This is a genomic window from Nocardia sp. NPDC005825, assembly GCF_040630175.1.
Lineage (GTDB): Bacteria > Actinomycetota > Actinomycetes > Mycobacteriales > Mycobacteriaceae > Nocardia.
Genome location: NZ_JBEXXC010000018.1, coordinates 76,029 through 102,716 on the forward strand (window position 1 = coordinate 76,029; position 26,688 = coordinate 102,716).

At 68.6% G+C, this 26,688-nt stretch carries 22 protein-coding genes; 11 read left to right on the forward strand and 11 right to left on the reverse strand.

The window, feature by feature from the left end; translation table 11 throughout:
- Window positions 1-16: 16 nt before the first annotated feature.
- Window positions 17-1,075: a phenylalanine--tRNA ligase subunit alpha gene (pheS, locus tag ABZ382_RS32600; protein ID WP_357097108.1), complete on the reverse strand. Its 1,059-nt coding sequence runs from the start codon at window positions 1,073-1,075 to the stop codon at window positions 17-19.
- A gap of 185 nt (window positions 1,076-1,260) precedes the next feature.
- Here pheS and lipB point away from each other — a divergent pair, with 185 nt between their 5' ends.
- On the forward strand, window positions 1,261-1,932 hold the full coding sequence (gene lipB, locus ABZ382_RS32605) for a lipoyl(octanoyl) transferase LipB (RefSeq protein ID WP_357097110.1): 672 nt from the start codon (window positions 1,261-1,263) through the stop codon (window positions 1,930-1,932).
- Here lipB and ABZ382_RS32610 read toward each other — a convergent pair.
- A complete protein-coding gene (locus ABZ382_RS32610) occupies window positions 1,910-3,373 on the reverse strand; it encodes an MFS transporter (RefSeq protein ID WP_357097112.1) in 1,464 nt (487 codons plus the stop codon). The genes lipB and ABZ382_RS32610 overlap by 23 nt on opposite strands.
- Before the next feature lie 105 nt (window positions 3,374-3,478).
- Between ABZ382_RS32610 and ABZ382_RS32615 the strand changes: the two genes are divergently transcribed.
- On the forward strand, window positions 3,479-4,051 hold the full coding sequence (locus ABZ382_RS32615) for a TetR/AcrR family transcriptional regulator (protein WP_357097114.1): 573 nt from the start codon (window positions 3,479-3,481) through the stop codon (window positions 4,049-4,051).
- A 27-nt stretch (window positions 4,052-4,078) separates the two neighbouring features.
- Here ABZ382_RS32615 and ABZ382_RS32620 read toward each other — a convergent pair whose 3' ends face one another.
- The 4 genes from ABZ382_RS32620 to infC all read right to left on the reverse strand — a co-directional run bounded on the left by ABZ382_RS32620 (window position 4,079) and on the right by infC (window position 6,397).
- Complete coding sequence (locus ABZ382_RS32620) at window positions 4,079-4,882, reverse strand: RNA methyltransferase (protein ID WP_357097116.1); 804 nt, start codon at window positions 4,880-4,882, stop codon at window positions 4,079-4,081.
- A 107-nt stretch (window positions 4,883-4,989) separates the two neighbouring features.
- Entirely contained in the window at window positions 4,990-5,370 is a 381-nt protein-coding gene (rplT, locus tag ABZ382_RS32625; RefSeq protein WP_040807291.1) for a 50S ribosomal protein L20, read from the reverse strand.
- Window positions 5,371-5,439: 69 nt separating this feature from the next.
- Window positions 5,440-5,634, reverse strand: a complete 195-nt coding sequence (rpmI, locus tag ABZ382_RS32630) for a 50S ribosomal protein L35 (RefSeq protein ID WP_033090982.1) — start codon at window positions 5,632-5,634, stop codon at window positions 5,440-5,442.
- A gap of 64 nt (window positions 5,635-5,698) precedes the next feature.
- On the reverse strand, window positions 5,699-6,397 hold the full coding sequence (gene infC, locus ABZ382_RS32635) for a translation initiation factor IF-3 (protein WP_357097152.1): 699 nt from the start codon (window positions 6,395-6,397) through the stop codon (window positions 5,699-5,701).
- A gap of 332 nt (window positions 6,398-6,729) precedes the next feature.
- Between infC and ABZ382_RS32640 the strand changes: the two genes are divergently transcribed.
- Window positions 6,730-7,098 (forward strand): DUF1844 domain-containing protein, encoded by a 369-nt coding sequence (locus ABZ382_RS32640; protein WP_213560615.1) that lies wholly within the window; start codon window positions 6,730-6,732, stop codon window positions 7,096-7,098.
- Window positions 7,099-7,174: 76 nt separating this feature from the next.
- On the opposite strand, the gene ABZ382_RS32645 is transcribed toward ABZ382_RS32640, so the two are convergent.
- Together ABZ382_RS32645 and ABZ382_RS32650 are read right to left on the reverse strand one after the other, a co-directional pair.
- On the reverse strand, window positions 7,175-7,783 hold the full coding sequence (locus tag ABZ382_RS32645; RefSeq protein WP_357097119.1) for a TetR/AcrR family transcriptional regulator: 609 nt from the start codon (window positions 7,781-7,783) through the stop codon (window positions 7,175-7,177).
- A gap of 6 nt (window positions 7,784-7,789) precedes the next feature.
- Window positions 7,790-8,626 (reverse strand): methyltransferase domain-containing protein, encoded by an 837-nt coding sequence (locus ABZ382_RS32650; RefSeq protein WP_357097121.1) that lies wholly within the window; start codon window positions 8,624-8,626, stop codon window positions 7,790-7,792.
- Window positions 8,627-9,029: 403 nt separating this feature from the next.
- Between ABZ382_RS32650 and ABZ382_RS32655 the strand changes: the two genes are divergently transcribed.
- The 4 genes from ABZ382_RS32655 (at window position 9,030) to ABZ382_RS32670 (ending at window position 14,726) form a co-directional block, all read left to right on the forward strand.
- The gene (locus ABZ382_RS32655; protein ID WP_357097123.1) at window positions 9,030-9,860 is read left to right on the forward strand and encodes an LppX_LprAFG lipoprotein; all 831 of its coding nucleotides are present in this window, start codon (window positions 9,030-9,032) and stop codon (window positions 9,858-9,860) included.
- Between the two features lie 212 nt (window positions 9,861-10,072).
- Window positions 10,073-11,557, forward strand: a complete 1,485-nt coding sequence (locus ABZ382_RS32660; RefSeq protein WP_357097125.1) for a fatty acid desaturase — start codon at window positions 10,073-10,075, stop codon at window positions 11,555-11,557.
- Between the two features lie 169 nt (window positions 11,558-11,726).
- Window positions 11,727-12,836 carry a 3-oxoacyl-[acyl-carrier-protein] synthase III C-terminal domain-containing protein gene (locus tag ABZ382_RS32665; protein ID WP_357097154.1) on the forward strand — a complete coding sequence of 370 codons (1,110 nt, stop codon included), beginning with the start codon at window positions 11,727-11,729 and terminating at the stop codon, window positions 12,834-12,836.
- A gap of 36 nt (window positions 12,837-12,872) precedes the next feature.
- Window positions 12,873-14,726 (forward strand): ATP-binding cassette domain-containing protein, encoded by a 1,854-nt coding sequence (locus ABZ382_RS32670; protein ID WP_357097127.1) that lies wholly within the window; start codon window positions 12,873-12,875, stop codon window positions 14,724-14,726.
- A gap of 59 nt (window positions 14,727-14,785) precedes the next feature.
- Here the strand turns inward: ABZ382_RS32670 and uvrA are convergent, their stop codons facing one another.
- Window positions 14,786-17,788 (reverse strand): excinuclease ABC subunit UvrA, encoded by a 3,003-nt coding sequence (gene uvrA / locus ABZ382_RS32675; protein WP_357097129.1) that lies wholly within the window; start codon window positions 17,786-17,788, stop codon window positions 14,786-14,788.
- A 146-nt stretch (window positions 17,789-17,934) separates the two neighbouring features.
- Window positions 17,935-18,771 (reverse strand): sigma 54 modulation/S30EA ribosomal C-terminal domain-containing protein, encoded by an 837-nt coding sequence (locus tag ABZ382_RS32680; protein ID WP_357097131.1) that lies wholly within the window; start codon window positions 18,769-18,771, stop codon window positions 17,935-17,937.
- A gap of 262 nt (window positions 18,772-19,033) precedes the next feature.
- Here ABZ382_RS32680 and ABZ382_RS32685 point away from each other — a divergent pair, with 262 nt between their 5' ends.
- Together ABZ382_RS32685 and ABZ382_RS32690 are read left to right on the forward strand one after the other, a co-directional pair.
- Complete coding sequence (locus ABZ382_RS32685; RefSeq protein ID WP_357097132.1) at window positions 19,034-19,681, forward strand: response regulator transcription factor; 648 nt, start codon at window positions 19,034-19,036, stop codon at window positions 19,679-19,681.
- Window positions 19,682-19,752: 71 nt separating this feature from the next.
- Window positions 19,753-21,498, forward strand: coding sequence for a GAF domain-containing sensor histidine kinase (locus ABZ382_RS32690; RefSeq protein WP_357097135.1), 1,746 nt, complete (start codon window positions 19,753-19,755; stop codon window positions 21,496-21,498).
- Between the two features lie 6 nt (window positions 21,499-21,504).
- Here the strand turns inward: ABZ382_RS32690 and ABZ382_RS32695 are convergent, their stop codons facing one another.
- Entirely contained in the window at window positions 21,505-22,650 is a 1,146-nt protein-coding gene (locus ABZ382_RS32695) for a beta-ketoacyl synthase N-terminal-like domain-containing protein (protein ID WP_357097137.1), read from the reverse strand.
- 176 nt (window positions 22,651-22,826) lie between these two features.
- Between ABZ382_RS32695 and ABZ382_RS32700 the strand changes: the two genes are divergently transcribed.
- Complete coding sequence (locus tag ABZ382_RS32700) at window positions 22,827-24,161, forward strand: diguanylate cyclase (protein ID WP_357097139.1); 1,335 nt, start codon at window positions 22,827-22,829, stop codon at window positions 24,159-24,161.
- A 158-nt stretch (window positions 24,162-24,319) separates the two neighbouring features.
- Window positions 24,320-26,605, forward strand: coding sequence for an ATP-binding domain-containing protein (locus ABZ382_RS32705; protein ID WP_357097141.1), 2,286 nt, complete (start codon window positions 24,320-24,322; stop codon window positions 26,603-26,605).
- The last annotated feature ends 83 nt before the right edge of the window (window positions 26,606-26,688 follow it).

Here is a 26,688-nt window from a genome sequence, read left to right on the forward strand (position 1 = left end):
TCGTATCGGGGTCAGGTCAGGACTGGATGCCGAACGGCAGCGTGAACCGCACATCGCCCTCGACGATGTCGCGCATGTCCGGCAGGCCGTTGCGAAACTGCAGGGTCCGCTCCAGGCCCATGCCGAACGCGAAGCCGCTGTACACCTCGGGGTCGATGCCGCTGGCGATGAGCACCTTCGGGTTCACCATGCCGCAGCCGCCCCACTCGACCCAGCCGGGGCCGCCCTTCTTGTCCTCGAACCACACGTCCACCTCGGCGGACGGCTCGGTGAAGGGGAAGAAGCTGGGCCGCATGCGGGTGGTGGTGTTCGGGCCGAACAGCGCCCGCGCGAAACCGTCCAGGGTGCCCTTGAGGTGCGCCATGGTCAGGCCCTTGTCGATGGCCAGGCCCTCGATCTGCGAGAACACCGGGGTGTGGGTGGCGTCCAGCTCGTCGGTGCGGAACGTGCGGCCCGGGCACACCACGTAGATCGGCAGCTCGCGAGACAGCATGGTGCGCACCTGAACCGGCGAGGTGTGGGTGCGCAGCACCTGCCGCGAACCCTCCGGCGCGATGTGGAAGGTGTCCTGCATGGTGCGGGCCGGGTGGTCGGGCAGGAAGTTCAGGGCGTCGAAGTTGAAGTGCTCGGTCTCGACCTCGGGGCCTTCGGCGACCTCCCAGCCCATGGCCACGAACACGTCCGCGACCCGCTCGGACAGCACCGAGATGGGGTGCCGTGCGCCGGCGGCGCGCCGGTCGGCGGGCAGGGTCACGTCGATGGTCTCCGCCACCAGGACCGCCGCGTCGCGCTCGGCGAGCAGCTCGGCCTGGCGGGACTCGTAGGCCTGCGACACCCGGCCGCGGGCCACGTTCACCCGCTTGCCCGCGTCGGCCTTCTCCTCCTTGGGCAGCGTGCCCAGGGACCGCTGCGCCAGCGAGATCGGCGACTTGCCACCCATGTACTCGGTCTTGGCCGTGGCCAGCTCGTCCAGGGTCGAGGCCGAGGCGAACGCCTTCTCCGCGGCTTCCGCGGCGGCGGAGAGCGACTCCTCGCTCAACGCGGCGGTCTGCTCGGCACTGTTGTCATCGGCCACGATGGTTCGTCACTCCCCAGGCTGGTTACGGGTCGGGCGGAAAGTCTTATCGGTAATGGTTACTGCCCACCCATTCTTGCTGGTCGCATCGTAAACCTTGTAATCAGCCCACCTCACCTGGATTTTCCCAGCTCGGGCCCACCCTTCGGCGTGGTGGTGACCACAGCGGTGGTACCAATGGACTCGTGAAGTCCCGGCCCCTGACCTTGATCGACGACTCCGACCGCCTCATCGAGTACGCGGCGGCGATGGACCGCATGCAGCAGATGTGGGAGGAGCGAGTCGCCGACCAGCGGCCCGACACGCTGTGGCTGCTGAGCCACGAACAGACCTTCACGATCGGCCGCCGCACCCCCGAGGAGCATCTCCCGGCCCCCGACACCGACATCCCGGTCTTCACCACCAACCGGGGCGGCCAGCTCACCTACCACGCCCCCGGCCAGCTGGTGGGCTATCTCATCGTGAAGCTGCAGCCCGGCGAGGGCGTCGTGGATCTGATCCGCGATGTCGAACTGCGCATCGTGGCGGCGCTGGCCGACCTCGGCATCCCGGCCGAGCGCCGCGTCACTCCGCCCGGCTCGGAGCTGCTCACCGGCGTCTGGACCCGCGACACCGGCCGCAAGATCACCTCGATCGGCATGCGCGTCGGCCGCAATGTCTCCACCCACGGCTTCGCCGTCAATGTCACCGGCGACCTGTCGCCGTGGAAGCTGGCCGTCGCCTGCGGGCTGCCCGATGTCGACATGACCTCGGTGGAAAGGGAACTGAACGACGACGAGGCCCCGACGATGGAGCGCGTCGTCGCGACCATCGCCGGGGCCTTCGAGGCGAGCGCTACCCCGTCTCCCCTGCCCTGACCGGAACGGTTGCGCCGGAACCCGATTCGGCCGGGGTGCGACGTCCGGGCAGCAGCAGCGCCACGAACGCGCCCAGCGCGACGATGACCGAGCCGGCCTTCACCGCGGGGATCAGGCCGTCGACGTAGTCCGCCGGGCTCAGGTACGAGCCGTGCGAGGCGAACACCGAGGCCAGCACCGCGACGCCCATGGCCACACCGACCTCGCGGATGGTGTTGTTGGCGCCCGAGGCCATGCCCTGATCCGCCGGTGACGCATTGGCCATGACGACGGTGGCCGTGGGCGCGAAGGTCAGGCCCATGCCCACGCCGCCCAGGATGAATGGCAGCACGAAGTGGCTGTAGGACACGTCCACGCTGGTGGTGAGGGCCATCCACAGCAGCGCCACCGCCAGCAGCGCCTGGCCGATCGACACCAGCACCCGGGCGCCGACCCGGTCCACGATCAGACCGGCCAGCGGGGCCACCACCATCGGGGCCATGGTCCACGGCAGCGTCCGCACTCCCGAGGCCAGCGGCGAATACCCCTGCACCACCTGGAAGTACTGGGCCAGCAGGAAGATCGAGCCGAAGGTGCCCAGCGAGAAGGTGAACGACACCACGTTGATGACGTAGCCGCGCTTGTGGAACAGGCGCAGCGGCAGCATCGGATCGGTGGTGCGGCTCTCCCAGATCACGAACGCCGTCAGCGCGATCGCGCCGCCGATCAGTCCGGTCAGCACCTTGGCCGAGGTCCAGCCGTCGTCGGCGCCGTGGATGACGCCCCACACCACCGCGAGCACGCCGCCCGCCGACAGCAGCAGGCCGAGCAGGTCCAATCGCCGTGCGCCACCGAAGGATTCACTGAGCACCCGGGCCGCCACCGGCACCGCGATCAGGCCGATCGGCACGTTCAGCCAGAAGATCCACTGCCAGTTCAGGCCGTCGACGACCGCGCCGCCGACCACCGGGCCGAGCGCCACGCCCAGACCGGAGATGCCGCCCCAGATGCCGATGGCCGCGCTGCGCATCTTCTCCGGCACCGCCGCCGACAGCAATGTCAGCGACAGCGGCATGACGGCCGCGCCGCCGAAGCCCTGGGCCGCGCGGGCGGCGATCAGCATCCACGGTTCGGTGGCCAGCGCGCAGGCGGCCGAGCCGAGCGTGAACAGGGCGATGCCGCCCAGATAGACGCGCCGGCGACCGAGCCGGTCACCCAGCGCGGCGGCGGTGAGCAGCAGCGAGGCGAAGGCCAGGGTGTAGGCGTTCACGAACCATTGCAGGTCCGAGAGCGAGGCGTGCAGTTCGGTGCGGATCACCGGCAGCGCGTTGGTCACCACGAGGTTGTCGAGCGTGACCATGAACATCGGGATGCCCACGGCGGCGAGGACGGCGGCGAGCGGACGCTGCCGGGCCTGTTCGGCCACCCTGCCGGTGAGCGAGGTTTCGAGTGTCTCAGTCATGTCCGATCCCCTTGTTGTAATCGACTGATAACTAGAGAGTATGCATCGACTGATAACATGTCAATGGCAAGGATGATTCCCCGCCGACGAGGAGGCGCTGCCACCATGACCAGGACCCGGATGACGGCCGAGGAACGCAGCGAGGAAGTGCTGCGCGCGGCCATCTCCGCATTCGCCGAATCCGGTTACGCGGCAACGAAAACCGATGAGATCGCGCGCCGCGCAGGGGTCTCGCAGCCGTATGTCATCCGGCTATTCGGCACCAAGCAGCAGCTGTTCCTGGCCGTATTGGACCGGGTGTGCGGCCGCATCGAGGACTTGTTCCGAGCCGGGGCCACCCAGGCCGAGCCCGACGCCTCCCCCAAGGACCGCCTCGACACCCTGGGATCCCACTTCGGCGAGTACTTCCTCACCGAGCGCGAGCTGCCACGGGTGTTCCTGCAGGGCATCGCGGCGGCGGGCGAACCGGCCATCGGCGAGTGCATCCGGGAGAACTTCGGACGGCTCTACCTCCTCGTCAAGGAACTCACCGGAGCATCGACCACCGAGGTCCGCCGCTTCTTCGCGACCGGCATGCTGCTCATCGACCTCACCGCGCTCGGCGTCACCGAACTCGAGGCCGACACCCCGCCCTGGGCCGCCGAGATCCTCGAGAACCTCAGCGAGGACGGCAGCTGACCGGCGGGCCGGAACCCGCCGCGGACGTCACTTCGCGTGCTGGACCCGCGAGCTCGAGTAGAGGCAGATAGCCGCGGCGGCAGCGAGATTCAGGCTCTCCGCGCGGCCGTGGATGGGAATCCGGATCCGGTGGGTGGCGCGGGCGGCGATGGCCTTGTCCAGACCGTGCGCCTCGTTGCCGAACAGCCACGCGACCGGGCCGCGCAGGATCTCGTCGGCGTCGTCGAGGTCGACCTCACCCTTGGCGGTGGTGGCCAGGATCGCGATGCCCGCCGCCTCCAGCGCGTCGAGGGTGGCGTCGATATCGCGGGAGCGGGCCACGGGGACGTGGAAAAGGCTTCCGGCACAGGCGCGTACGCATTTGCCGTTGTGCGGGTCGACCGAATCACCGGCCAGCACGACGCCGTCCGCGCCGACGGCGTCGGCCACGCGGATCAGGGTGCCCGCGTTGCCCGGGTCGGCGATCTCGACGGGCACGGCGAGCATGCGCGGCGACGCGTCGAGGACCTCGCCCAGCGGCACGTCCACCAAACGGCACACCGCGACCAGCCCGGGCGGAGTCACGGTCTCCCCCAGCATCTCCGCGGCGCGGTCGGTCACCATCGTGGTCCGCACCCCTTGGGCGGCGGCCCCGGCGACCAGCGCGTGCTCGCGTTCGGCGGCCTTCTGCGAGAAGAACAGTTCCTCGACCCGGCCGGTGTCCAGCGCCGCCTCGACCGAATTCGCGCCCTCGGCCAGGAACAGGCCGGTCTTGCGACGGACCGGACTGCGGTGCAGCTTGACCGCCGACACGATCCGGGAGTTACGCCAGTCGATGGAATCAGCGCTCACGGCCACCTTGCCCCTCGGAGATACACGGAGATACGAGAAGAAACGAAACGACCCGCGGACCATCGTCCGCGGGTCGTTTCGGCTATTGCTTTGTCACGCAGACCGAATCAGGCGGCCGGGGCGTTGACGTCGGCCGGCAGGGCAGCCTTGGCGGCGGCGACCAGCTGGGCGAAGGCCTCGGCGTCGGAGACAGCGAGCTCGGCCAGGATCTTGCGGTCCACCTCGATGCCGGCGGCCTTGAGGCCCTGCATGAAGCGGTTGTAGGTCATGTCGTTCAGACGCGCGGCGGCGTTGATACGAGTGATCCACAGCTGACGGAAGTCACCCTTCCGCGCCCGGCGGTCCCGGTAGGCGTAGGTGAGCGAGTGCAGCTGCTGTTCCTTGGCCTTGCGGTACAGGCGCGACCGCTGACCGCGGTAGCCCTTGGAGGCCTCGAGAACGGAACGGCGCTTCTTCTGAGCGTTGACGGCCCTTTTGACGCGTGCCACTTTTCAGTCCTTGATCGAATAGGGGGTGCGGCGATCGCACCCGGAGGTTGGTCGGTCGGCTCAGCCGAATTACTTGGCGAGCAGCTTCTTGACGCGAGCGACGTCGGCCTTGGCGACGACCTCCACGCCGTCCAGACGACGAGTCCGGGTGGTCGGCTTGTGCTCGAGCAGGTGGCGACGGTTCGCCTGCTGACGCAGCAGCTTGCCGCTGCCCGACACCTTGAATCGCTTCGAGGCGCCGCTGTGGCTCTTCATCTTCGGCATGGATTCCTCAGTTCTGTCGTGCCGGAGGCGCGCGGGTACCACACGCCTCCGGAGCTTCTCGTTATTACTGCTGCGGGGTGGCCGGTTCGGCAGCCGGGGCTGCGGTCTCGACCGGGGCCGCCTCGGCGGGAGCCGGCGCGGGCGCACTGCTGCGCTGCTGCGTCGAGCTCGCGTCGTTCTGGGCCTTCACCCGCGTCTTCGCGCCCTTGTGCGGCGCGAGGACCATGGTCATGTTTCGGCCGTCCTGCTTGGCCGAGGTTTCGACGAATCCGAGGTCGGCGACGTCGGCGGCCAGTCGCTGCAGGAGCCGGAACCCGAGTTCGGGACGCGACTGCTCGCGACCACGGAACATGATGGTGACCTTGACCTTCGACCCGGCCTCCAGGAAGCGCATCACGTGGCCGCGCTTGGTGGCGTAGTCGTGGTCATCGATCTTCGGGCGGAGCTTCTGCTCCTTGATCACGGTCTGGACCTGGTTCTTCCGGGACTCACGCGCCTTCTGCGCGGTCTCGTACTTGAACTTGCCGTAGTCCATGATCTTGCACACCGGCGGGCGTGCATCGGGCGCGACCTCGACCAGGTCGAGGTCAGCTTCCTGAGCGACGCGTAGTGCATCTTCAACACGCACGATCCCAACCTGCTCGCCGCCGGGTCCGATGAGTCGGACCTCGGGAACGCGGATGCGATCGTTGATGCGGGTCTCAGTGCTGATGGGGCCTCCTAGGTCAAGCGGTTCGTCAACGACCGCAAGCAATAACTGCAACCCCAATTTCAACACGAAAGCCCCGCTCCGGTATTTCACCGGCACGGGGCCCGAGTCGACCGATCCGCGACGCAAACAGCTCGCATCGCACCGCACGCAGGAAAAACCCACGCGCAGAACCCATCACGTAAATGATGGGCGACCGGACCGTGCAACCCGGCGCTGTCAGCGCTGGTTGACGGTGGGAGTCGGGCTCCACTTGATGCCCCGAGTCGGTTGCAGGAACCAGTCCGGGGCGGTCGTCGCGGAAGAGTCTAACACTCATAGCGGGGAGCTCCGAATCGGCCGCCCCCACGACCAGCGCGGACGCGCGCGATGGCATTCTCTACCCCATGAGCGAGGCTACCTTGAACGACGATTCCGCCCTCATCGACGGCGAGGTCGTGCGCGAACTGGCCGAGATCCCCGCGGTCGAGGTCATCAGCCGCGCCGCCGTCATGCTGATGAGCTCCGCGGCCGAGAAGCTGGGCCTGGGCGAACCCGACCCGGCCAGCAGCCCCCACCTGGACCTGGACGAGGCGCGCCGCGTCATCACCGCGCTCGCCGGCCTGGTCACCGCGTCGGTCGAGTACCTCGGCCCGCACGCCGGTCCGATCCGCGACGGCCTGCAGTCGCTGCAGCGCGCGTTCCGCGAATCCTCGGAGTACCCGGACGCCCCGGGCGCGGGCCCCGGCGAGAAGTACACCGGCCCGGTGTACTGATCGAACCCGTATCGATCTGTCGAAAACGGCCCGCCCGAGTTCTTTCGGAGCGGGCCGTTTTCTTTTCGAGCAGTCGCTACGTCGTGGGCCCGATGCCGTCGAGGAGCGTTGCGACGACCGCCGCGGGCTCGACCGCGGGCGGTGACATGCCGGGCAGCACCGCGTTGAGGACCCGGTCGTGGCAGATGCCGACCAGGACCGCCGCCGCGGCGGCGATGTCGGCGTCGGGCGCGAGGCGACCGAGTCGCCGCTCACCGGCCAGGTAGTCGGAGAGCAGCACTCGCCAGTCGGGCTGATCCGTCGGCAGTTGGGCGAAGCGATCCAGCACGGCCGGGGCGGACAGCAGGCCCGCGAAGACCGGCAGCACGGCGCGGTGCAGATCGAGGCCCGCGCTCAGATATATACGGAGATTCTCCGCGACCGTCGCTTCCCCCGGGGCGGGCAATGAGCCGAGCGCGCGGTGCGCCGCGTCGACGTGCGCGCGGACCGCGACGGCGAGCAGGGCGTCCTTGTCCGGGAAATGGTTGTAGAGGACGCCGTCGGCCACCCCGGCCGCGCGCGCGATGGCGCGCACGGTGAGGGTGGCGGCCGAGCCGTCGGCGAGCAGGCGCTGCGCAGTGGCGACGAGGTGATCGCGGAGGGTGTCGTCGGTGGCGCGCAGCGCCGCGGCCTTGCGGGGGGACATGGATGCTTACGGTAGCGGGGTCGCGGCCGTGACGAGCCAGGCCGACCCGCGCAGCGCGATGCCGCCGGGAGTGGCGTAGGGAGTCAGGGCCGTGGAGATCGCCTGGCGGACTTCGCCGTCGGTGGCGAACCCGGCCAGGGAGCGGTGGTAGCGGACCGGGCCCCAGCCCATGATGAAGTCGGTGGCGTCGGCGATGTCGTCGCCCCAGATGCCCTCGGCCTCACGGTATTCGACGCCGATCTCGTGGAAACCCGCGGCGGACAACAGGTCCCGGATGCGGTCGGGCTCGGAGAACGGGCCTTCGGCGGGGCTGACCGCGAAATCGCCGAGATGGGCTGCGGCGGCGCCGAATACGGCGCCCAGATCGGTGCCCGGCAGCGGGGTCATGGCGGCGAAGGCCAGGCGGCCGCCGGGGCGCAGGGCGCGGGCGATATTGGCGAAGGCGGCCACCGGGTCGGTGAAGAACATGATCCCGAACCGGCTCAGCGCGGCGTCGTAGGCGGCGTCGGGGAAGGGATGGATCTGGGCGTCGCCCTGGTCGAAGCCGACATTGGGGACGGCTTCGGCGGCGGCCCGTTCGCGGGCGCGGGCGAGCATCGGTCCGGACAGGTCGACGCCGGTCGCGGAGCCGGTGCCGGCGCGGCGGGCGGCGGCGCGGGTCAATTGGCCGTTACCGCAGCCGATGTCGAGGACCCGGTCGCCGTCGGCGATGCGGGCGGCGGTCAGCAGGGGTTCGTCGAAGCCGTGGTTCACGGCGTCGTAGCGGTCGTAGTGGCCTGCCCAGTGTTCGCCTTCGTAGCCGTTCCAGGCTTCGGACTGGGCGGTATTCACGATCTCGGTCATACTCGACTCCTATTATGAACGGTTGTTCATGAACGCATGTTCATATTGCGCGCAGACGGAGGCACGTGTCAATACCTGCCCGGGGTAACGGTTTACGCCGAACGTTCAGTGACCATCCGGCAAACAGCCAGCGACGGAGCAGCATCCGGAGAATCCGCCGCTCCGGCCCGCTGCGAACTCGGCCGGATTGTTAACGCTCGCCCGGACCTGCGACATAGCTGGTTGCGGGCTGATCGCCTGTGCGGCTGGATGATCGAAACAGCGTGGCGACATCGAGCCGGTGCTGGTTGGATGCCGGAGTATCGCACCGATCGGCGCGAGCGCGGGCGACGTCCTGCATACTACGACGGGCAGCGGCAAGGCTGCCCTCACTACGAGATCGAATGGACTTCGGGGGTTGTACATGAATGACCTGATATCCCAAGGGAACCGCACGTCCGGCAGCCGGATTCGGCGCGGCGTCCTCCCGATCATGATCGCCGCGGCCGCGACCGCCGCGCTCGTGTCGGGCTGCACCTCGTCCTCCAGCTCGGACAGCAAGGCCACCACCTCGCAGGCGGCCCCGCCGTCGCAGCTGCCCGAGGGCGCGCAGATCGTCGCCGAATCGGCCAAGACCACCCAGACCCTGCAGTCGGTGCACGTGGTGCTGGACGTGAAGAACCTGCCCACGCTGTCGGTCAAGAGCATCAAGGCCGATGTCACCAACCAGCCGCAGGGCCAGGGCCAGGCCATCGGTGACGCCGAGGTGAAGGTCAAGCAGGACGGCGACTTCACCAAGACCAAGTTCATGGTCGTCGACAAGACCCTCTACACGGGTGACGGCACCAAGTACTCCCCCGTCGGCCCCGCCGAGAAGATCTACGACCCGGGCGTCCTGCTCGACAAGGACAAGGGTCTGGCCTACGCCATCTCGCAGGTGAAGAACGCCAAGGCCGAAGGCCGCGAGAAGATCGACGGCGTCGACACCGTGAAGGTCAGCGGCACCATCTCCGCCGACGTCATGGACCCGGTCGTCCCACAGATCGGCAAGGACGGCGGCGAGTTCCCGATCACCCTGTACATCAAGGACGTCGCGCCGCCGAGCGGTGCGGGCACCACCCTGCCCTCGACCGCGGCCTCGCCGGGCACCGGCCCGAACCTGGTGCGCGCCATCGTCACCAAGGACGCGGGCACCGTCACCGTGACGTTGTCCGACTGGGCGAAGCCGGTGCACGTCACCAAGCCCGGCGGCTAAACACGCGCCCGTCTGTCCTGTGAGTTGGGAGCCGGTTCGGGGAACGAGCAACGGCGGCAACAGCTGTCGTCCGACCCCGGCCGGCTTTCGCATTTTTTCCGGGCCGCTGTTAACAAAAGCCCACTTAAGAGATTGTTCAGTGAATTGCAAGCCGCAACGCCGACGATTCCATTCGTAAGTTCGAACGCGGTGTGTGCGTGTGGAGGAAAGCTATGACGATCGAACGGCCCGAGGCCGAGGCGACGATCGAACGGCAGGCGCCAGAGGGTGAATTCCGCCGGCCCCCGCTCGACGGACCGCCGCCCATCTCCAACGTCTGGGTCTACGACGGGAAAGCCTACGACCTCTCCGACTGGATTTCCAAGCATCCGGGCGGCGAGTTCTTCATCGGCCGCACCAAGAACCGCGACATCACCTCGATTGTCGGTTCGTACCACAAGAATCCGGAAGCCATCGGCAAGATTCTGAAGAAGTACGCGCTCAACCGCGACGCCCTGCCCGAGGACATCCACCCCAAGGCCAACGCGCCCGCGTTCCTGTTCAACGAGGGTTTCGACAGCTGGCGCGACACCCCGAAGTTCAGCTTCGACAACAAGGACGACCTGCTGCACAAGGTGAAGGCGCGGCTCAAGGAACCCGAGCTGGCCGCCCGGATCCGGCGCATGGACACCTACTTCAATATCGTGGTCGCCATTCTCGCGGTGGCGTACTTCGCGGTGCAGGGCCTGCGGCTGTTCGAGCGGTCCTGGATGCCGTTGCCGGTCTTCGTGATCGCCATGGTGCTGCTGCGCAGCTCGCTGGCCGGGTTCGGGCACTACGCCATCCACCGTGCCCAGAAGGGCATGAACAAGATCTACACGAACGCCTTCGACTTCAATTACGTCGCACTGGCATTCGTGACCGCGGACGGCCACGCCCTGCTGCACCACCCGCACACCCAGAGTGAAGTCGACATCAAGAAGAACGTCTTCACCATGATGATGCGGATCCCGCGGCTGTACCGGGTGCCGATCCACACCCTGCACAAGTTCGGTCACACCGTCACCGGCATGACCTTCCGCCTGCTCGACGTCTGCCGCCTCACCCGCAAGGTGGGCATCAAGGACATGTACGGCACCTGGGGTGGGGCGCTGCCGCACTTCATCGGGTCCTTCGGCGCGCGGTTCCTGCTGCTGGGCGAGCTCATCGCCTTCACCGTGATGGGCGACTTCTGGGCCTGGGCCCTGCAATTCGTGATCACCCTGTGGGTCTCCACCTTCCTGGTGGTGGCCAGCCACGACTTCGAGGTCGAGACCGAGGAACTCGAGCACAACTCCGAGGACTGGGGCGTCGACCAGATCGAACAAGCCTACGACCTGAAGGTGGTCGGCAACCGCTACCTGGACTGCTTCCTGTCGGCGGGCCTCAGCTCGCATCGCGTCCATCACGTACTGCCCTACCAGCGCAGCGGTTTCGCCAATATCGCCACCGAGGACGTGCTGCGTGAGGAGTCGGCGAAGTTCGGCGTGGAATGGCTTCCCGCCAAGAGCTTCTTCACCGACCGCTTCCCCAAGCAGATCCGCACCTACATCCTCGCGCCGTCCGACGACGCGGTGGAGCGCAAGTGGGGGTTCGTCAAGGAGCACTTCTCGCCGCTCGCCCTGAAGACCTGTGTCGTCTACACCGCGCAGGGCTTCACCGGAATCGGCACGGTCTGAACCGATTCCGAACACCGCGGCGCGCCGGAACATGCGCCGGCCGCACCGCGGGTTCCACCAAAGAATACGAGGGGAGTCAATCGTGTCCATCACCATCGACGAAGGGGCCGCCCGGCCCGCCGCCCGGTTCGCGGGAGGCGAACCCGGCTACGACTTCGCGCCGACCCCGCTGCCGCCGGCCCCGCCGACCACCGTCGGCGTGATCGAGTCCATCGCCACCGGCGCGCCCGCGCAGATCTTCGCGCAGGCCGACGCCGCCGCCCAGGTCGCCGGACTGTTCACCGACCCGGCCCAGCAGGCCCGGATCCCGCGGATCTACCAGAAGACCCGGGTCACCACCCGCCACCTCGCGGTGAACCCGATCGACCCCGAATTCCTGTCCTACAGCCGGGAATCGGGCACCATCCGCGACCGGATGAACACCTTCTACGACCACGCGGTGCCGCTGGCCGTGGACGTGGCCGGCCGCGCCGTCGCCCACCTCGAGGACCCGGCCGCCGAGATCGGCATGCTGGTCTTCGCCACCAGCACCGGGTTCATCGCGCCCGGCGTGGACGTGGCCGTGGTCAAGCAGCTGGGCCTGTCGCCCACCGTCAACCGGGTCGTCGTGAACTTCATGGGCTGTGCCGCGGCCATGAACTCCGTGCGCGCCGCGACGGATTACGTTCGGGCGCACCCGGACAAGAAGGCGCTGGTCATCTGCATCGAGCTGAGCTCGGTCAACGCCGTGTTCGACGACAATGTCAACGACGTCATCATCCACAGCCTCTTCGGCGACGGGTGCGGCGCGGTGGTCATCGGCGCCCGGCAGGCGCACCAGCAGCTGCCGGCGGGATCCATCGTCATCCGGGACAGCTTCAGCTACCTGTTCGACGACGCCGAGGACGGCATCGTGCTGGGCGTCAACGACAACGGCATCACCTGCGAGCTGTCGGAGAACCTGCCGCAGTACATCCTGCGCGGCGTCGACCCGGTGGTGACCGAGGTGCTCGCCCGCCAGGGCCTCACCAAGTCCGACATCGATCTGTGGGCGATCCACCCGGGCGGCCCCAAGATCATCGAGGAGTCGGTGCGCTCGCTCGGCCTCGGCGCCGAAGAGGCCGCCACCAGCTGGGACGTGCTCGCCGAGTACGGCAACATGCTCAGCGTCTCGCTGATCTTCGTGCTCGAGCAGATGGTCGCGCAGTCGGCGTCCCAGCCGATCTCGACGGGCGTGGCGTTCTCCTTCGCGCCCGGCGTCACCCTCGAGGGCGTCGTGTTCGACGTCATCCGTTCCTGACCAGCCCGACCCGTCCAGTCCAGAGAGCCAGCAGTCATGCAACTCATCAGATTCCTCATCTCCATCTCGTGGATGCGGATCGCCGGCGTCATCGCCTCCGGTCTCGTCTGCGGTGCGGCCAATACCTACCTGGTGACATTGATTCGGGGAGTGGTGTCACCGGAACCGCACCCGGGCGTCACCGTCCAGGCGTTCGTCGCGACCGCCCTGGTCATCCTGATCAGCGGCGTGATCTCGCAGGTGCTGCTGATCCGGCTGGCACAGGACGCCATCTACCGGCTGCGCGCGGACCTGAGCGCACGCATCGTGTCCGCGCCGCTGGAACACCTGGAGCGGCTGGGCCAGCACCGGCTGATCGCCACCCTCACCGAGGACGTGCGGGCCCTGTCGCAGGCGGTGACGGCCATCCCGAGCATCTGCATCGACCTGGCCACCATCGTGGGCTGCTTCGTGTTCCTCGCGGTCGTGTCCGGGCCGATCTTCGCCACCACGGTGGCGGGCACGCTGCTCGGAATCGCCTGTGTGGAACTGGTTCTCAAGCGGGTGCGGGCGCTGTACCACTCCGCGCGGGAGAACGAGGACGGGCTGCTGCGCTCCTTCCAGGCGGTGTCGCTGGGCATCAAGGAGCTCAAGCTGCACCGCGGGCGGCGGCGCGACTTCATGGACAAGCACCTGCTCGGCTCCGCGGAGACGCTGCGGGCGCAGAACATCGACGCCGGGTCGAAATTCACCGTGGCCCAGGGGTTCGGGCAGCTGCTGCAGCTGGCCACCATGGCGCTCATCCTGTTCGGGCTGGCGCGGGCGCTGGAACTGCCGCAGAACGTGATGGTCGGCTACGTGCTCGTCACCACGTTCCTGGCGATGCCGATGCAGAACTTCATGCACCGCATCCCGGACCTGCTGCGCGGTGATGTGGCGCTGGCCAAGATCCGGTCGCTCAACCTGTCCATCCAGACCGCGCACGACGAGTCGCGGCTGCCCTACACCGAGCGGGCCGCCGTCACCGCGGCGCGGCTCGAGCTCAACGACGTCGGCTACAGCTACCTGACCGAGGCGCCGCCCGCGATCCCGCCGCTGCCCGGCACCGGACCGCACCCCGGCCCGGGTCCCGGACAGCGCCCCGGCGGCGGCCGGCCGCATCCCGGCGGCCCGCCCCCGGGCCACGGTCCGCAGGGTGTGGACCGGCCGGATGTCAACGGGCACAGGTTCGTCGGCCACGGCGGTCACCCGCTGCCCAACGGCGGACCCATGGCCCCGCCGCAGGCCGACGGCTCCGGCTTCCACCTGGGCCCGCTGGATCTGACCTTCGAACCCGGCCAGATCAGCTTCATCGTGGGCGGCAACGGCAGCGGCAAATCGACGCTGGCCAAACTGATCACGGGCCTCTACGTCCCGCAGCACGGCCACCTCACGCTCAACGGCGAGACGATCGACCACACCAATATCGAGTGGTTCCGGCAGAACAGCTCGGCGGTCTTCACCGACTTCCACCTGTTCGAGGACTACCTCGGATTCGAGGACGGCGTCGACGACCAGGTCCGGAAGTACCTGAAGGAACTTCGGATCGATCACAAGGTGACCGTGGAGAACGGCCGCCTGTCGACGATCGACCTGTCGCAAGGGCAGCGCAAGCGCCTGGCGCTGCTGACCGCGCTGCTCGAGGACCGGCCGATCTACCTGTTCGACGAGTGGGCCGCCGATCAGGAGCCGAAGTTCCGTGACGTGTTCTACCGCGAGATCCTGGTCTCGCTGAAGAACCGCGGCAAGACCGTCATCGTCATCACCCACGACGACCGGTACTTCGACTGCGCCGACCAGCTCGTCAAACTCGACTTCGGGCACATCGCCGAGGTCAAGGAACTCGAGCCGCCGCTCACGGCCGCCGAGTAGGAGCGAAAGACGAAGGCCCCGTACCGATTCCGGTACGGGGCCTTCGCCATGTCGGACGATCAGCGCAGCGCGGCGGCCTTGCGGCGCGCCGCGGCGGCCTTCTTGGTGGCCGCGGCCTGGGCCTCGGTCTTCGGGGCGGCCTTCTTCGCGGGCGCCTTCTTGGCCGCCGCCTTCTTCACGGGCTTCGGCTCGGCGAGGGCGGGCGGCTGGGCCGCGAGCACGTCCTTCAGGAACTGGCCGGTGTAGCTGTCCGCCACGGCCGCAATGTCTTCCGGGGTGCCCTGGGCGATGACCATGCCACCGCCGGAACCACCCTCGGGGCCCATGTCGATGACCCAGTCCGAGGTCTTGATGACATCGAGGTTGTGCTCGATGACGATCACCGAATTGCCCTTGTCGACCAGGCCGTTGATGACGGCCAGCAGCTTGCGGATGTCCTCGAAGTGCAGGCCCGTGGTGGGCTCGTCGAGGATATAGATGGTGCGGCCGGTGGAGCGCTTCTGGAGTTCGGCGGCCAGCTTCACGCGCTGCGCCTCACCGCCGGACAGCGTCGGGGCCGACTGGCCCAGGCGGACATAGCCGAGACCGACGTCCACCAGGGTCTTGAGATAGCGGTGGATCGAGGTCACCGGCTCGAAGAAGTCCGCGGCCTCCTCGATCGGCATGTCCAGCACCTCGGCGATGGTCTTGCCCTTGTAGTGGACTTCCAGGGTTTCGCGGTTGTACCGCGCGCCGTGGCAGACCTCGCACGGGACGTACACGTCCGGCAGGAAGTTCATCTCGATCTTCAGCGTGCCGTCACCCGAGCACGCCTCGCAGCGGCCGCCCTTCACATTGAAGGAGAACCGGCCCGGCTGATAACCGCGCACCTTGGCCTCGGTGGTGGCCGCGAACAGGGTGCGGATCTTGTCGAAGACACCGGTGTAGGTGGCCGGATTCGAGCGCGGGGTGCGGCCGATCGGCGACTGGTCCACCTGCACCAGCTTGTCCAGGTGATCGAGGCCGTTGACCCGGGTGTGGCGGCCCGGCACCTGCCGCGCGCCGTTCAGCTTGTTCTGCAGCACGGTCGCCAGAATGTCGTTGACCAGCGTCGACTTACCCGAACCGGAGACGCCGGTGATCGAGGTGAGCACGCCCAGCGGGAAATTCACGTCGATGTCGCGCAGGTTGTGCTCGGTCGCGCCGACCACGGTGAGCTGCTTCTTCTTGTCGATCGGCCGCCGCACCAGCGGCAGGTCGATGCGCTCGCGCCCGGAAAGGTAAGCGCCGGTGAGGGAATCCTTGTCCTTCAGCAGCCCCTCGTAGGGACCCGAGTACACCACCTGACCGCCGTGCTCGCCGGCCAGCGGGCCGATGTCGACCACCCAGTCCGAGGCGTGGATGGTGTCCTCGTCATGCTCCACCACGATCAGCGTATTGCCGAGACCCTTGAGCCGCGTGAGGGTTTCGATCAGGCGGCGGTTGTCGCGCTGATGCAGGCCGATGGACGGCTCGTCCAGCACGTACAGCACGCCCACCAGGCCCGACCCGATCTGGGTGGCCAGGCGGATGCGCTGCGCCTCACCGCCGGAGAGGGTGGCGGCGGCGCGCGAGAGCGTCAGGTACTGCAGGCCGACGTCGAGCAGGAAGCCCAGGCGCGCCTGGATCTCCTTGATCACCTGCGCGGCGATGGCGGCCTGCCGGTCGTCGAGGGTGAGGGTGTTCAGGAAGTGCGCGGCATCGCCGATCGACAGATCCGAGATGTCGGCGATGGAGCGGCGTTCCGTGCCGGCCGACAGCGTGACCGCGAGGATCTCCGGCCGCAGGCGGGCGCCGGCGCACACCGGGCACGGGATGTCGCGCATATACCCGTCGTAGTGCTCCTTCATCGCCTCCGACTCGGTGGCGTCCATGCGCCGCTGCAGGAACGGCATCACACCCTCGAAATCGGCGTAATACGAACGCTTGCGGCCGTAGCGGTTGGTGTAGGAGACGTGCACCTGCTCGGAGCTGCCCTCCAGCACCGCCTTGCGGGCCTTGAGCGGCAACTGACTCCACGGCGTGTCCATGGAGAAGCCGATGGCCTCGGCCAGGCCCGACAGCAGGCGGGTGAAGTACTCGGCGGTCTGCCCGCGCGACCACGGCGCGATCGCGCCCTCGGCCAGGCTCAGATCCTGGTCCGGCACAACGAGATCCGGATCGACCTCCTTGCGAATGCCCAGACCGGTGCAATCCGGGCAGGCGCCGTAGGGCGAGTTGAAGGAGAACGACCGCGGTTCCAGATCCTCGATGTCGAGGGGGTGCCCGTTCGGGCAGGCCAGCCGCTCGGAGAAGCGCCGCTCCCGATCGTGAGCGTGCTCGTCGCGGTCCACGAAGTCCAGCACCACGATGCCGTCGGCCAGCCGCAGCGCGGTCTCGATCGAATCGGTCAGGCGCTGTTTGGAACTCGGCTTCACGGCGAGGCGGTCGATGACCACCTCGACATCGTGCTTCTCCTGCTTCTTCAGCTTGGGCGGATCGGTCAGCGGATGCACCACGCCGTCGACCCGGACCCGCGAGTAGCCCTGCGAGTTCAACGACTCGAACAGGTCCACGAACTCACCCTTGCGGGTGCGCACCACCGGCGCGAGCACCTGGAACTTGGTGCCCTCCGGCATGGCCAGCACCTGATCCACGATCTGCTGCGGGCTCTGCTTGGCGATCAGGTGACCGCAGACCGGGCAGTGCGGGGTGCCCGCGCGCGCGAACAGCAGGCGCAGATAGTCGTAGACCTCGGTGATGGTGCCGACCGTGGACCGCGGGTTGCGGTTGGTCGACTTCTGGTCGATGGACACCGCCGGGGACAGGCCCTCGATGAAGTCCACGTCCGGCTTGTCCATCTGACCCAGGAACTGCCGGGCGTACGCGGACAGCGACTCCACGTAGCGGCGCTGGCCCTCGGCGAAGATGGTGTCGAAGGCCAGCGAGGACTTTCCGGACCCGGACAGGCCAGTGAAAACGATGAGACTGTCACGGGGTAGGTCGAGATCGACCCCTTTGAGGTTGTGCTCCCGCGCTCCGCGCACCGTCAGGCGATCCGCCACCTGGCCATCCTTCCAACGTTCCGGCATCCAGACATACCCCCGACGCCATGCTAGGGGCACCCACCGACAAGTTTGGATACCAGACCTGAAACGCTGGTCACAGTGTGTTTATTGCGACGGGCGAGGGTGATGTCGCCCGCACCGGCTCAGGCCGACTTCTCGGTGATCGCCGTGGCGGCCCCGGCCGCGCTGGGCAGCGCCCGGCGCACACAGCTCGAGATCACCCGCGGCTGCCGCGCCCGCTCCCGATCGCGGGCGCGATCCTCGGACCCGGCCGCGGTGACCAGGGCCAGGTCGCCGTCGAAGCGGCGGTAGAGCAGCCGCCCGCGGCGGACGTCGGCGTCGATGAAGAAGAGATACGGCAACCCGCCCAGGCACAGCCGGGCCACCGCCTCGTCCTCGAGCAGCATGGGCACGCCGTCACGCGGACGGCCCAGCGTGCGCACCCCGAGCGGCCCGGTCCAGCAGACCACCGCCTCGGATCCGGTGTCGGCGTCGATGAACAGGTGCGCGTCGTAGTCCATGGCGTCGAGCACCCGCGCCGCCGCCGCGGGCGTGGCCACCTGTAGTCGGCAGTCCTTGCGCCGCACGATCGGCCGCGGCTCGGTGATCGCGGACAGCGACGGCCGCGCGGGATCGGGCCAGGGCCGGGACAATTCGTCCGGCGGGCAGCCCAGTCGCAGGTCCAGCCGTTCCAGCGCGAAGGTGGCGGCGAACCGTCCCGGCCCGGCGACCTGCACCCGGAACGCCTTCCCCAGCGCTCGGACACTCGCCTGCACCAAGGTGGTGCCGTCCTCGGGATCGCCATGGTCGGGATCGGGCCAGTGCAGGCGTGCCCGCACCGGCCCGTCGACCCCGTGGCGGCGCAATACCCTGCCCAGTCCGCGCACCACCCGGGTCACCTCCCCCGACGGGACGGGCCCGTGCGTGGTCACCACGAAATCCGGATCGATTCCACTCGACCACACATCGAACGCGCCCATAGCCGACCCCGCTCTCCCTGTATCCGACCCGGCAACCGAACTCCATGGCAACACACGTCACGCGGGCCCGACAGTGCCGAAAGTCCCGAAACAGACCACTTTCGGGGAAAAGTCTCCGACAAAAGATCTCGGGGCCGCCGATCCGCGCGGAGATTAGGGACCTTCGGCGGTATCCCGTTGCCGCGCCGCGAGTTACGTTGGCCGGGACCGTTCGCGCACGCGCGCGAACCGACCGCGCATCACCGACATCCTGGAGGCCGTCGTGATCAAAGTCTTCCTGGTCGACGATCACGAGATCGTCCGCCGCGGTCTGACCGATCTGCTGGAGGAGGACCCCGAGCTGACCGTGGTCGGCGAGGCGGGCGACGTCGCCCAGGCGCTGGCCCGGATCCCCGCGCTGCGCCCCGACGTGGCGGTGCTCGACGTGCGCCTGCCCGACGGCAACGGCATCGAACTGTGCCGGGACCTGTTGGCCGACATCGACGATCTGCGCTGCCTGATCCTCACCTCCTACACCGACGAACAAGCCATGATGGACGCCATCCTGGCCGGCGCCAGCGGCTACGTGGTCAAGGACATCAAGGGAATGGAGCTGGCCAAGGCCATCAAGGAGGTGGGCGCGGGCCGCTCCCTGCTGGACAATCGCGCGGCCGCCGCCCTCATGGCCCGGCTGCGGCGCAGCACCGAATTCGACGGCCCGCTGGCCGGTTTGACCGATCAGGAACGCAAGTTGCTCGACCTGCTCGGCGACGGCCTCACCAACCGGCAGATCGCCGAACGGATGTTCCTGGCGGAGAAGACGGTCAAGAACTACGTGTCGCGGCTGCTGGCCAAACTCGGGATGGAACGCCGCACCCAGGCGGCCGTGCTGGCCTCGAAATTGCGTACGGGACAACCACGTTCGGCATGACAACCGCACGGCAACCTCGGCGCGCATAGAATCGCGCTGACGTGGCGTATCCGCCGGACCGCAGGACATACATGCACGACACACCCCGCACCGGCCCTTACTCGGTGCGTGAAACGCTGTCGCAGCTGCGATTACGCGAGTTGCTCACCGAGGTCAAGGACCGAGTCGAACAGATCATCGACGCCCGCGATCGGATCGACGGGCTCGTCGAGGCGATGTTGCTGGTCACCTCCGGGCTGGACCTGGAGCAGACGCTGAGCACCATCGTGCGCGCGGCCACCATCCTGGTCGACGCCCGCTACGGGGCACTGGCCGTGCTCGGGCACGAACAACAGCCCAGCCAGTTCATCTTCCACGGCATCGACGAGCAGACCCGGGTCAGGATCGGGGCGATGCCCGAGAGCCACGGCGTGCTCGGACTCCTGCTCGACAAGCCCGAACCGCTGCGCCTGGACGATCTCACCCGTCATCCCGCCGCCGTCGGCTTCCCCGAACACCATCCGGACATGCGCACCCTGCTGGGCATGCCGGTGCGCATCCGCGGCGAGATCTTCGGAAACCTCTACCTCGCCGAGAAATCCGGCGGACACCCCTTCACCGAGGACGACGAGGTGCTACTGCAGGCGCTGGCCGCCGCGGCCGGTATCGCCGTCGACAATGCCCGGCTCTACGAACAGGCCCGCACCCGGCAGGCGTGGATCGAGGCCACCCGCGACATCGCCACCGAATTCCTCGCCGACACCGAACCCAACAAGGTGCTCGCCCACGTGGTGGCGCACGCGCGCGAGCTCACCGCCTCGCAGCAGGCGCTGCTGGCCGTGGTCGCCGATCCCGAGGAAGCGCCCGAGAGGGTCACCGAGCTGGTGGTGGCGCAGTGGTCCGGGCCGGGCGAGCCGCCCGCCGGGCACGCGGTGCGCACCGTCGAGACCGCGGTCGGCCAGGCCCTCACCACCCGCACCCCACTGCGCTTCGACGACGGCCGCCACATCGACCTGGGCACCCCGATCGCCGATATCGGCCCGGCCCTGGTGCTGCCGCTGCACACCCCCGATTCCACCCTGGGCGTCCTGATCACGCTGCGCTCGGCCGAATCCGCGCCCTACTCCGACGAATTGGTCGAACTGATCGCGGCGTTCACCGATCAGGCCGCACTGGCCATGCAGCTGGCGGTGGCGCAGCGGCGCATGCGCGAACTCGACATCCTCACCGACCGCGACCGCATCGCCCGCGATCTGCACGACCACGTCATCCAGCGGCTGTTCGCCATCGGGCTGGCGTTGCAGGGCACGGTGCCACGCGCGCGGGTGCCCGAAGTGCAACGCCGGCTCGCGGACTCGATCAACGATCTGCAGGACGTGGTGGAGGAGATCCGCACCTCGATCTTCGACCTGCACGGCGGCGACGGGCACAGCACCCGGCTGCGCCAGCGCATCGAGCGCGCGGTCAAGCAGCAGACCACCGCCACCGACATCCGGGCGCTCATGCACATCACCGGCCCGCTGTCGGTGGTCGAGCCCGCGCTCGCCGATCACGCGGAAGCCGTTGTGCGCGAGGCCGTCTCGAACGCGGTCCGGCATTCGGGGGCCGACACCATCACCATCGACATCGGGGTGGCCGACGATCTCACCATCGTGGTCGCCGACAACGGCCGCGGGATCCCGGATTCCATCACGCCCAGCGGGCTCACCAACCTGGCGCGCCGGGCCGAACAGTCGGGCGGGCGGCTGGCGGTGTACCCGCGCCGCGACACCAACGGCGACGACGAGGACGCCACCACCACGGGGACCAAACTGCACTGGTCGGTGCCATTGCACTGACCGGCGTCAGGCGAGCGGGCCGAGCACCACCGCACTGTTGTTGCCGCCCATGCCGAGCGCGGTCTTCAGGGTGAGGCCGCGGATGCCCGGCTGCACGCCGTCCACCAGGCAGGCGTGCGCGGGCGCGACGATCGGCGCGGACACCAGCACCCCGCGCTCGTAGCCCATGGCCGCGGCGGCGATCTCGATGCCGGCCGAGGCGGCCTGGCAGTGCCCGGCCAGCGGCTTGAGCGCCGTCACCTGCGGGCGGTCGTCGAAGATCCGGGCCAGCAGCGCGGTCTCGGCCGCGTCGCACTGGGCGGTGCCGGAGGCGTGGGCATTGAGGCAGGCGATCTCCTCGGGGCGGACGTCCGCCGCGGCGAGGGCGCGGTGCACACAGTCGTAGATCTGCTCGAACGACGGCTCGACCGAGACGACGTGGTAGCCGTCACTGGTCATGGCCCCACCCAGCACCGCCGCGTAGGGGCGGTCGGCGTCGCGGGTCAGCAGCAACGCGACCGAGGCCTCTCCGAAGACGAAACCGCGGCTGCCCTCCTGGAACGGCCGGCACGCCTCGAGCGGATCGGCGTCGAAGACCGCGGCGCCCAGATTCACGAACGCCTGCACCATCTCCGGGGAGGCCGACAGGTCGGTGGCGATCACCAGCACATCGTCGGCCAGGCCGTGGTCCATCCATAGTCGGGCGGTGACCAGAGCCACGTTGAGCGAGGAGCAGGCGGCGCTCACGTTCATGGCCGGGCCGTGGAAGCCGAACTCGTTCATCAGCATCGATACCGGGGTCGAGGGGATCAGCCGCAGATAGTCGCGCGAGCGCCGCTGTCCGCCGTCGACGGTGAAGAAGTCCTGCCATTCGTCGAGGTTGCCGAGCACGATCGCGTGCAGCAGTCCGACGGTCCGGCCCGGCCGCCAGCCGCGGCCACGGGCGTCGGTGACCGCCTCGCGCGCGGAGTCCAGGACCGCGCGCAGGTAGCGGCTCGGCGGTAAGTCCGGATCTCCGCCGTCAGGAATCCGCGCAACCCACCCGTGCCGATCGCGTCCGGGCCCGTACCCTGGATGTAGCCGGGCCGCGGACTTGCCGCTCAGCAAACCCTCCCAGAGGGTTTCTCGGCCCCAGCCGTACCCGGTCACGGCACCGATACCGGCAATCGTCATATGATCTTGATGTTGACCTTGGGCAATCGGGACGGGGTTGGTGCCAGGCATTGCATCGCTCCTCTCCAGCACTTCATTCAATACGGTCGGCAAGCTGCACCAGCAAATTTTCAGATAACAGAATGGTGCCGTGCTCCATCGACGTGTTCCGCACCGACGATCAGGGGGTGAACGAAATGGTGGGTAACGATCGGGCAAACCTCCCGTCCGACACCGAACAGCTGGCCCAGCGGTACCGGTCCCTGGTGGACTTCAGCCCGGACGGCATCGTGGTCCACGAACGCGGAATGATCGTCTACGCCAATCCGGCGCTCCTGCGCATGCTCGCCGCCGACGACCCCGAGGACGTCATCGGCCGCCCCGTCACCGATTTCGTCGCACCGCCGTCGGTCGCGCCCATGCTCGACCGCATCCGTCGGCTCACCATCGCCGGCACCGCCTCCGACCCCACCGAGATGACCCTGCTGCGCTGCGACGGGAAAACGCTGGAGGTCGAGACCGTGTCGGTGCTGACCGCCTGGCACGACCATCTGGCCTATCAGGTCGTCGTGCACGACCTGACCCCGCAGCGCCGCGCCGAGGCCGCCCAGCGGCGCGCCGAGCAGTTCTTCACCTCCGTGGTGTCGCAGCTGGAGGAGGGCGTGGTGGTGATCGACCGCGACGGCCGTATCGAATCCGCCAACCCGGCCGCGCGCCGCATCTTCGGCTACGACGCCAAAGACCTGATCGGCACCCACATCGACGACCTGCCGCTGTGCCTGCTCGACGCGAACGCCCAGCCCATGCCCTCGACCTGGTATCCGATCATCCGCACCCTGGCCACCGGCGAGGACGTGACGCGGTTCGTGTTCGGGCTGGACCGGCCCGACGGCCAGCGGCGCTGGCTCTCGGCCAACAGCCGCCTGCTCAACCCCACGGACCCGAACTCCCCCGCGGTGTCGTCGTTCAACGACATCACCGAATTCCGGGCCAGCCGAAGGCAATTGGAGTACCAGGCCACCCACGACCCGCTCACCGGGCTGGCCAACCGGTCGCTGGTGCTGTCGAAGCTGGCCGCGGCGCTGGGCACCACCGAGACGCTGCCGGTGTCGAGCGTGCTGTTCATCGACCTGGACGGATTCAAGACCATCAACGACACTCTCGGCCACGCCATCGGCGACACCGTGCTGCAGATCGTGGCCCAGCGGCTCCAACGCGGGCTGCGCGCCGACGACGTGGTGGGCCGCATCGGCGGCGACGAGTTCCTGGTCCTGCTGTCCGGACACACCCTGGGCGACGATCTGGACGCCCTCATCGCCCGGCTGCGGCAGGCCACCTCCGAGCCGATCATCGCGCGCGGACACCGCATCCAGGTCGACGCCTCCGTCGGCGTCACCCACCTGCACGCCGGCGACACCCGCACGCCGGAGGCCGTGCTGCACGACGCCGACCTGGCCATGTACCGGGCCAAGCCGCCCAACCACCACAACAGTCCGCTGGCGCGGCGCACCGACAGCACCCACGCCTCGTAACCCGGACACCTACGCCTCGTCACCTGGCGATACGGCGCGGGCAAGCAAGGCGCACTAGACTCGACAACTCTGTTCTCGATGCTTCGCGCGCCGTCCCCGCACGGCGGACGTGGTGAACAAGGAGTTCCGTCTTGCCCGACCTCACCGAGGAGCGTTCTGTGCCCGATTCCGCTGACGCGGTATCCCCGGACCTGGAACGCGAGCAGCAGTACCTCACGAAGCTCTACGGACAGCTCGACGGCATGCGCGCCTACGCCCAGCGGCGGCTGCGCACCGTGCTCCTGGAGACCGGCGGCACCCCGCAGGCGCGCAGTGAACGCGAGTCGTTCACCCAGCTCTACTCCGAGGATCTGTCCAAGTACGACGCCGCCGAACACGGCCTGTGCTTCGGCCGCATCGACATCGCCCCGGGCGAGAACGACGGCGACGGCGAGAACCGCTACATCGGCCGTATCGGCATCCTCGACGAGAGCGCCGACTACGAGACGCTGCTGCTGGATTGGCGCGCTCCCCTGGCCCGGCCGTTCTACCTGGCCACCACCGCCGCCCCCGACGGGGTGACCCGGCGGCGCCACATCCGCTCCCGCAACCGCAAGGTCACCGGGGTCAACGACGAGTACCTGAGCCTCGAGGCCGCCCAGGCCGCGGGCGTGATCAGCGCGGACGGCGGCGTCGGCAGCGAGAGCGCGCTGCTGTCCGCCCTCAACGCCGCCCGCACCGGGCATATGAACGACATCGTCGAGACCATCCAGAGCGAGCAGGACGCGATCATCCGCTCCGAGCACAAGAGCGTGCTCGTGGTGCAGGGCGGGCCGGGCACCGGCAAGACCGCGGTGGCGCTGCACCGCGCGGCCTACCTGCTCTACACCTACCGCCAGCAGCTGGACAAGGCCGGCGTGCTGATCATCGGACCGAACTCCACCTTCCTCGACTACATCGGCCAGGTGCTGCCCTCGCTCGGCGAGACCGGCGTGCTGCTCTCCACCGTCGGCAACCTGTACCCGGGGGTGCAAGCGACACTGGAGGATTCGCTGCGGGCCGGGGAACTCAAGGGCTCGCTCGACATGCTCGAGGTGCTCAAGAAGGCGGTGCGCGACTGGCAGGAGGTGCCGCGCGAGACCATCCCGCTCTACTTCGACGGGCACCAGCTCGAACTCGACCGCAAGATCGTCACCAAGGCCCGCGGCCGCGCCCGCTCCTCGCGCCGCCCGCACAACCTGGCCCGGCCGATCTTCGCGGCCGCGGTGGTGGACGCGCTCACCGATCAGCTCGCGGCCGCCATCGGCTCGAACCCGTTGGGCGGGCGAAACCTGTTGAGCCAGACCGATCTCACCGAGATCCGTGACGAGATGCGCGCCGACGCCGAGATCCAGCGCGCCATCGCCGGACTGTGGCCCATCCTCACCCCGCAGGAGGTGCTGGGCGGGCTGTGGGCCGACCCCAGGCGCCTGGCCAACGCGGCCGGACAGCTCAGCGCGGCCGATCGGGCCGAACTGCAGCGCTCCGACAGCGGCGAGTTCAGCGACGCCGACGCGCCGCTGCTCGACGAACTGGCCGAACTGCTCGGCATCGACGACAGCGAGGAGCGCGAGCGCGCCCGCCGCCGCTGGCGCGCCCAGCTCGCCGAGGCGCAGGACGCCCTCGACATCCTGACCGGTTCCGCGCCACAGGATCTCGAGGACGACCTCGACCCCGAACTGCTCATGGCCTACGACCTCATCGACGCCTCCCAGCTCGCCGAGCGCCAGCAGGTCCGCACCCGCCAGACCACCGCCGAACGCGCCGCCGGGGACCGCACCTGGACCTACGGGCACGTCATCGTGGATGAGGCGCAGGAGCTTTCGGCCATGGCGTGGCGGATGGTCATGCGCCGCATCCCGAATCGGTGGATCACCGCGGTCGGCGACGTCGCCCAGACCGGCGACCCGGCGGGCGCCTCGTCGTGGCAGCAGGTGCTGGAACCGTATGTGGCCAAACGCTGGAAGCTCACCGAGCTGACCGTCAACTACCGCACGCCCTCCGAGATCATGGCGGTGGCCGGGGACGTGCTGGCCGCCATCGATCCGGCCGCGCCCGCGCCGCGCTCGGTCCGCGACTCCGGGTTCGAACCGGCCGCGACCCGGGTGACGGCGGGCGAACTGGCCGACGAGGTCAAGCGGCTGATCGCGGCCGAGGCCGAGCATCCCGGCACCGCGGCGGTCATCGTGCCGCACGATCTGGCCGCCGAACTCGGTCACCTGTCCGATGATTCGACGCGGGTGCTGACCGTCCACGACGTGAAGGGCCTGGAATTCGATGCGGTGATCCTGGCCGAACCGCACCGGATCCTGAGCGAATCGCCGCGCGGCCGCAACGACCTGTACGTGGCGCTGACCCGCGCCACCCAGCGACTGGCCGTCGTGCACACCGAGGACCTGCCGGAGGTCCTGCACCGGCTGCGCTGACCCGCGAACGGAGAAGCGGCCGCGCGGCGATTCGCTCAGGATCCGGTGCGGTTCGGCCAGGATCACCGCATCGAATTCCAGGC

Excerpts from the sequence above, each read along its gene's own strand:
- ABZ382_RS32610 (WP_357097112.1), bottom strand. The coding sequence starts at position 3,373 with ATGACTGAGACACTCGAAACCTCGCTCACCGGCAGGGTGGCCGAACAG.
- ABZ382_RS32615 (WP_357097114.1), top strand. The coding sequence starts at position 3,479 with ATGACCAGGACCCGGATGACGGCCGAGGAACGCAGCGAGGAAGTGCTG.
- rpmI (WP_033090982.1), bottom strand. The coding sequence starts at position 5,634 with ATGCCGAAGATGAAGAGCCACAGCGGCGCCTCGAAGCGATTCAAGGTG.
- ABZ382_RS32640 (WP_213560615.1), top strand. The coding sequence starts at position 6,730 with ATGAGCGAGGCTACCTTGAACGACGATTCCGCCCTCATCGACGGCGAG.
- ABZ382_RS32645 (WP_357097119.1), bottom strand. The coding sequence starts at position 7,783 with ATGTCCCCCCGCAAGGCCGCGGCGCTGCGCGCCACCGACGACACCCTC.
- ABZ382_RS32650 (WP_357097121.1), bottom strand. The coding sequence starts at position 8,626 with ATGACCGAGATCGTGAATACCGCCCAGTCCGAAGCCTGGAACGGCTAC.
- ABZ382_RS32655 (WP_357097123.1), top strand. The coding sequence starts at position 9,030 with ATGAATGACCTGATATCCCAAGGGAACCGCACGTCCGGCAGCCGGATT.
- ABZ382_RS32660 (WP_357097125.1), top strand. The coding sequence starts at position 10,073 with ATGACGATCGAACGGCCCGAGGCCGAGGCGACGATCGAACGGCAGGCG.
- ABZ382_RS32670 (WP_357097127.1), top strand. The coding sequence starts at position 12,873 with ATGCAACTCATCAGATTCCTCATCTCCATCTCGTGGATGCGGATCGCC.
- ABZ382_RS32680 (WP_357097131.1), bottom strand. The coding sequence starts at position 18,771 with ATGGGCGCGTTCGATGTGTGGTCGAGTGGAATCGATCCGGATTTCGTG.
- ABZ382_RS32690 (WP_357097135.1), top strand. The coding sequence starts at position 19,753 with ATGCACGACACACCCCGCACCGGCCCTTACTCGGTGCGTGAAACGCTG.
- ABZ382_RS32695 (WP_357097137.1), bottom strand. The coding sequence starts at position 22,650 with ATGACGATTGCCGGTATCGGTGCCGTGACCGGGTACGGCTGGGGCCGA.
- ABZ382_RS32700 (WP_357097139.1), top strand. The coding sequence starts at position 22,827 with ATGGTGGGTAACGATCGGGCAAACCTCCCGTCCGACACCGAACAGCTG.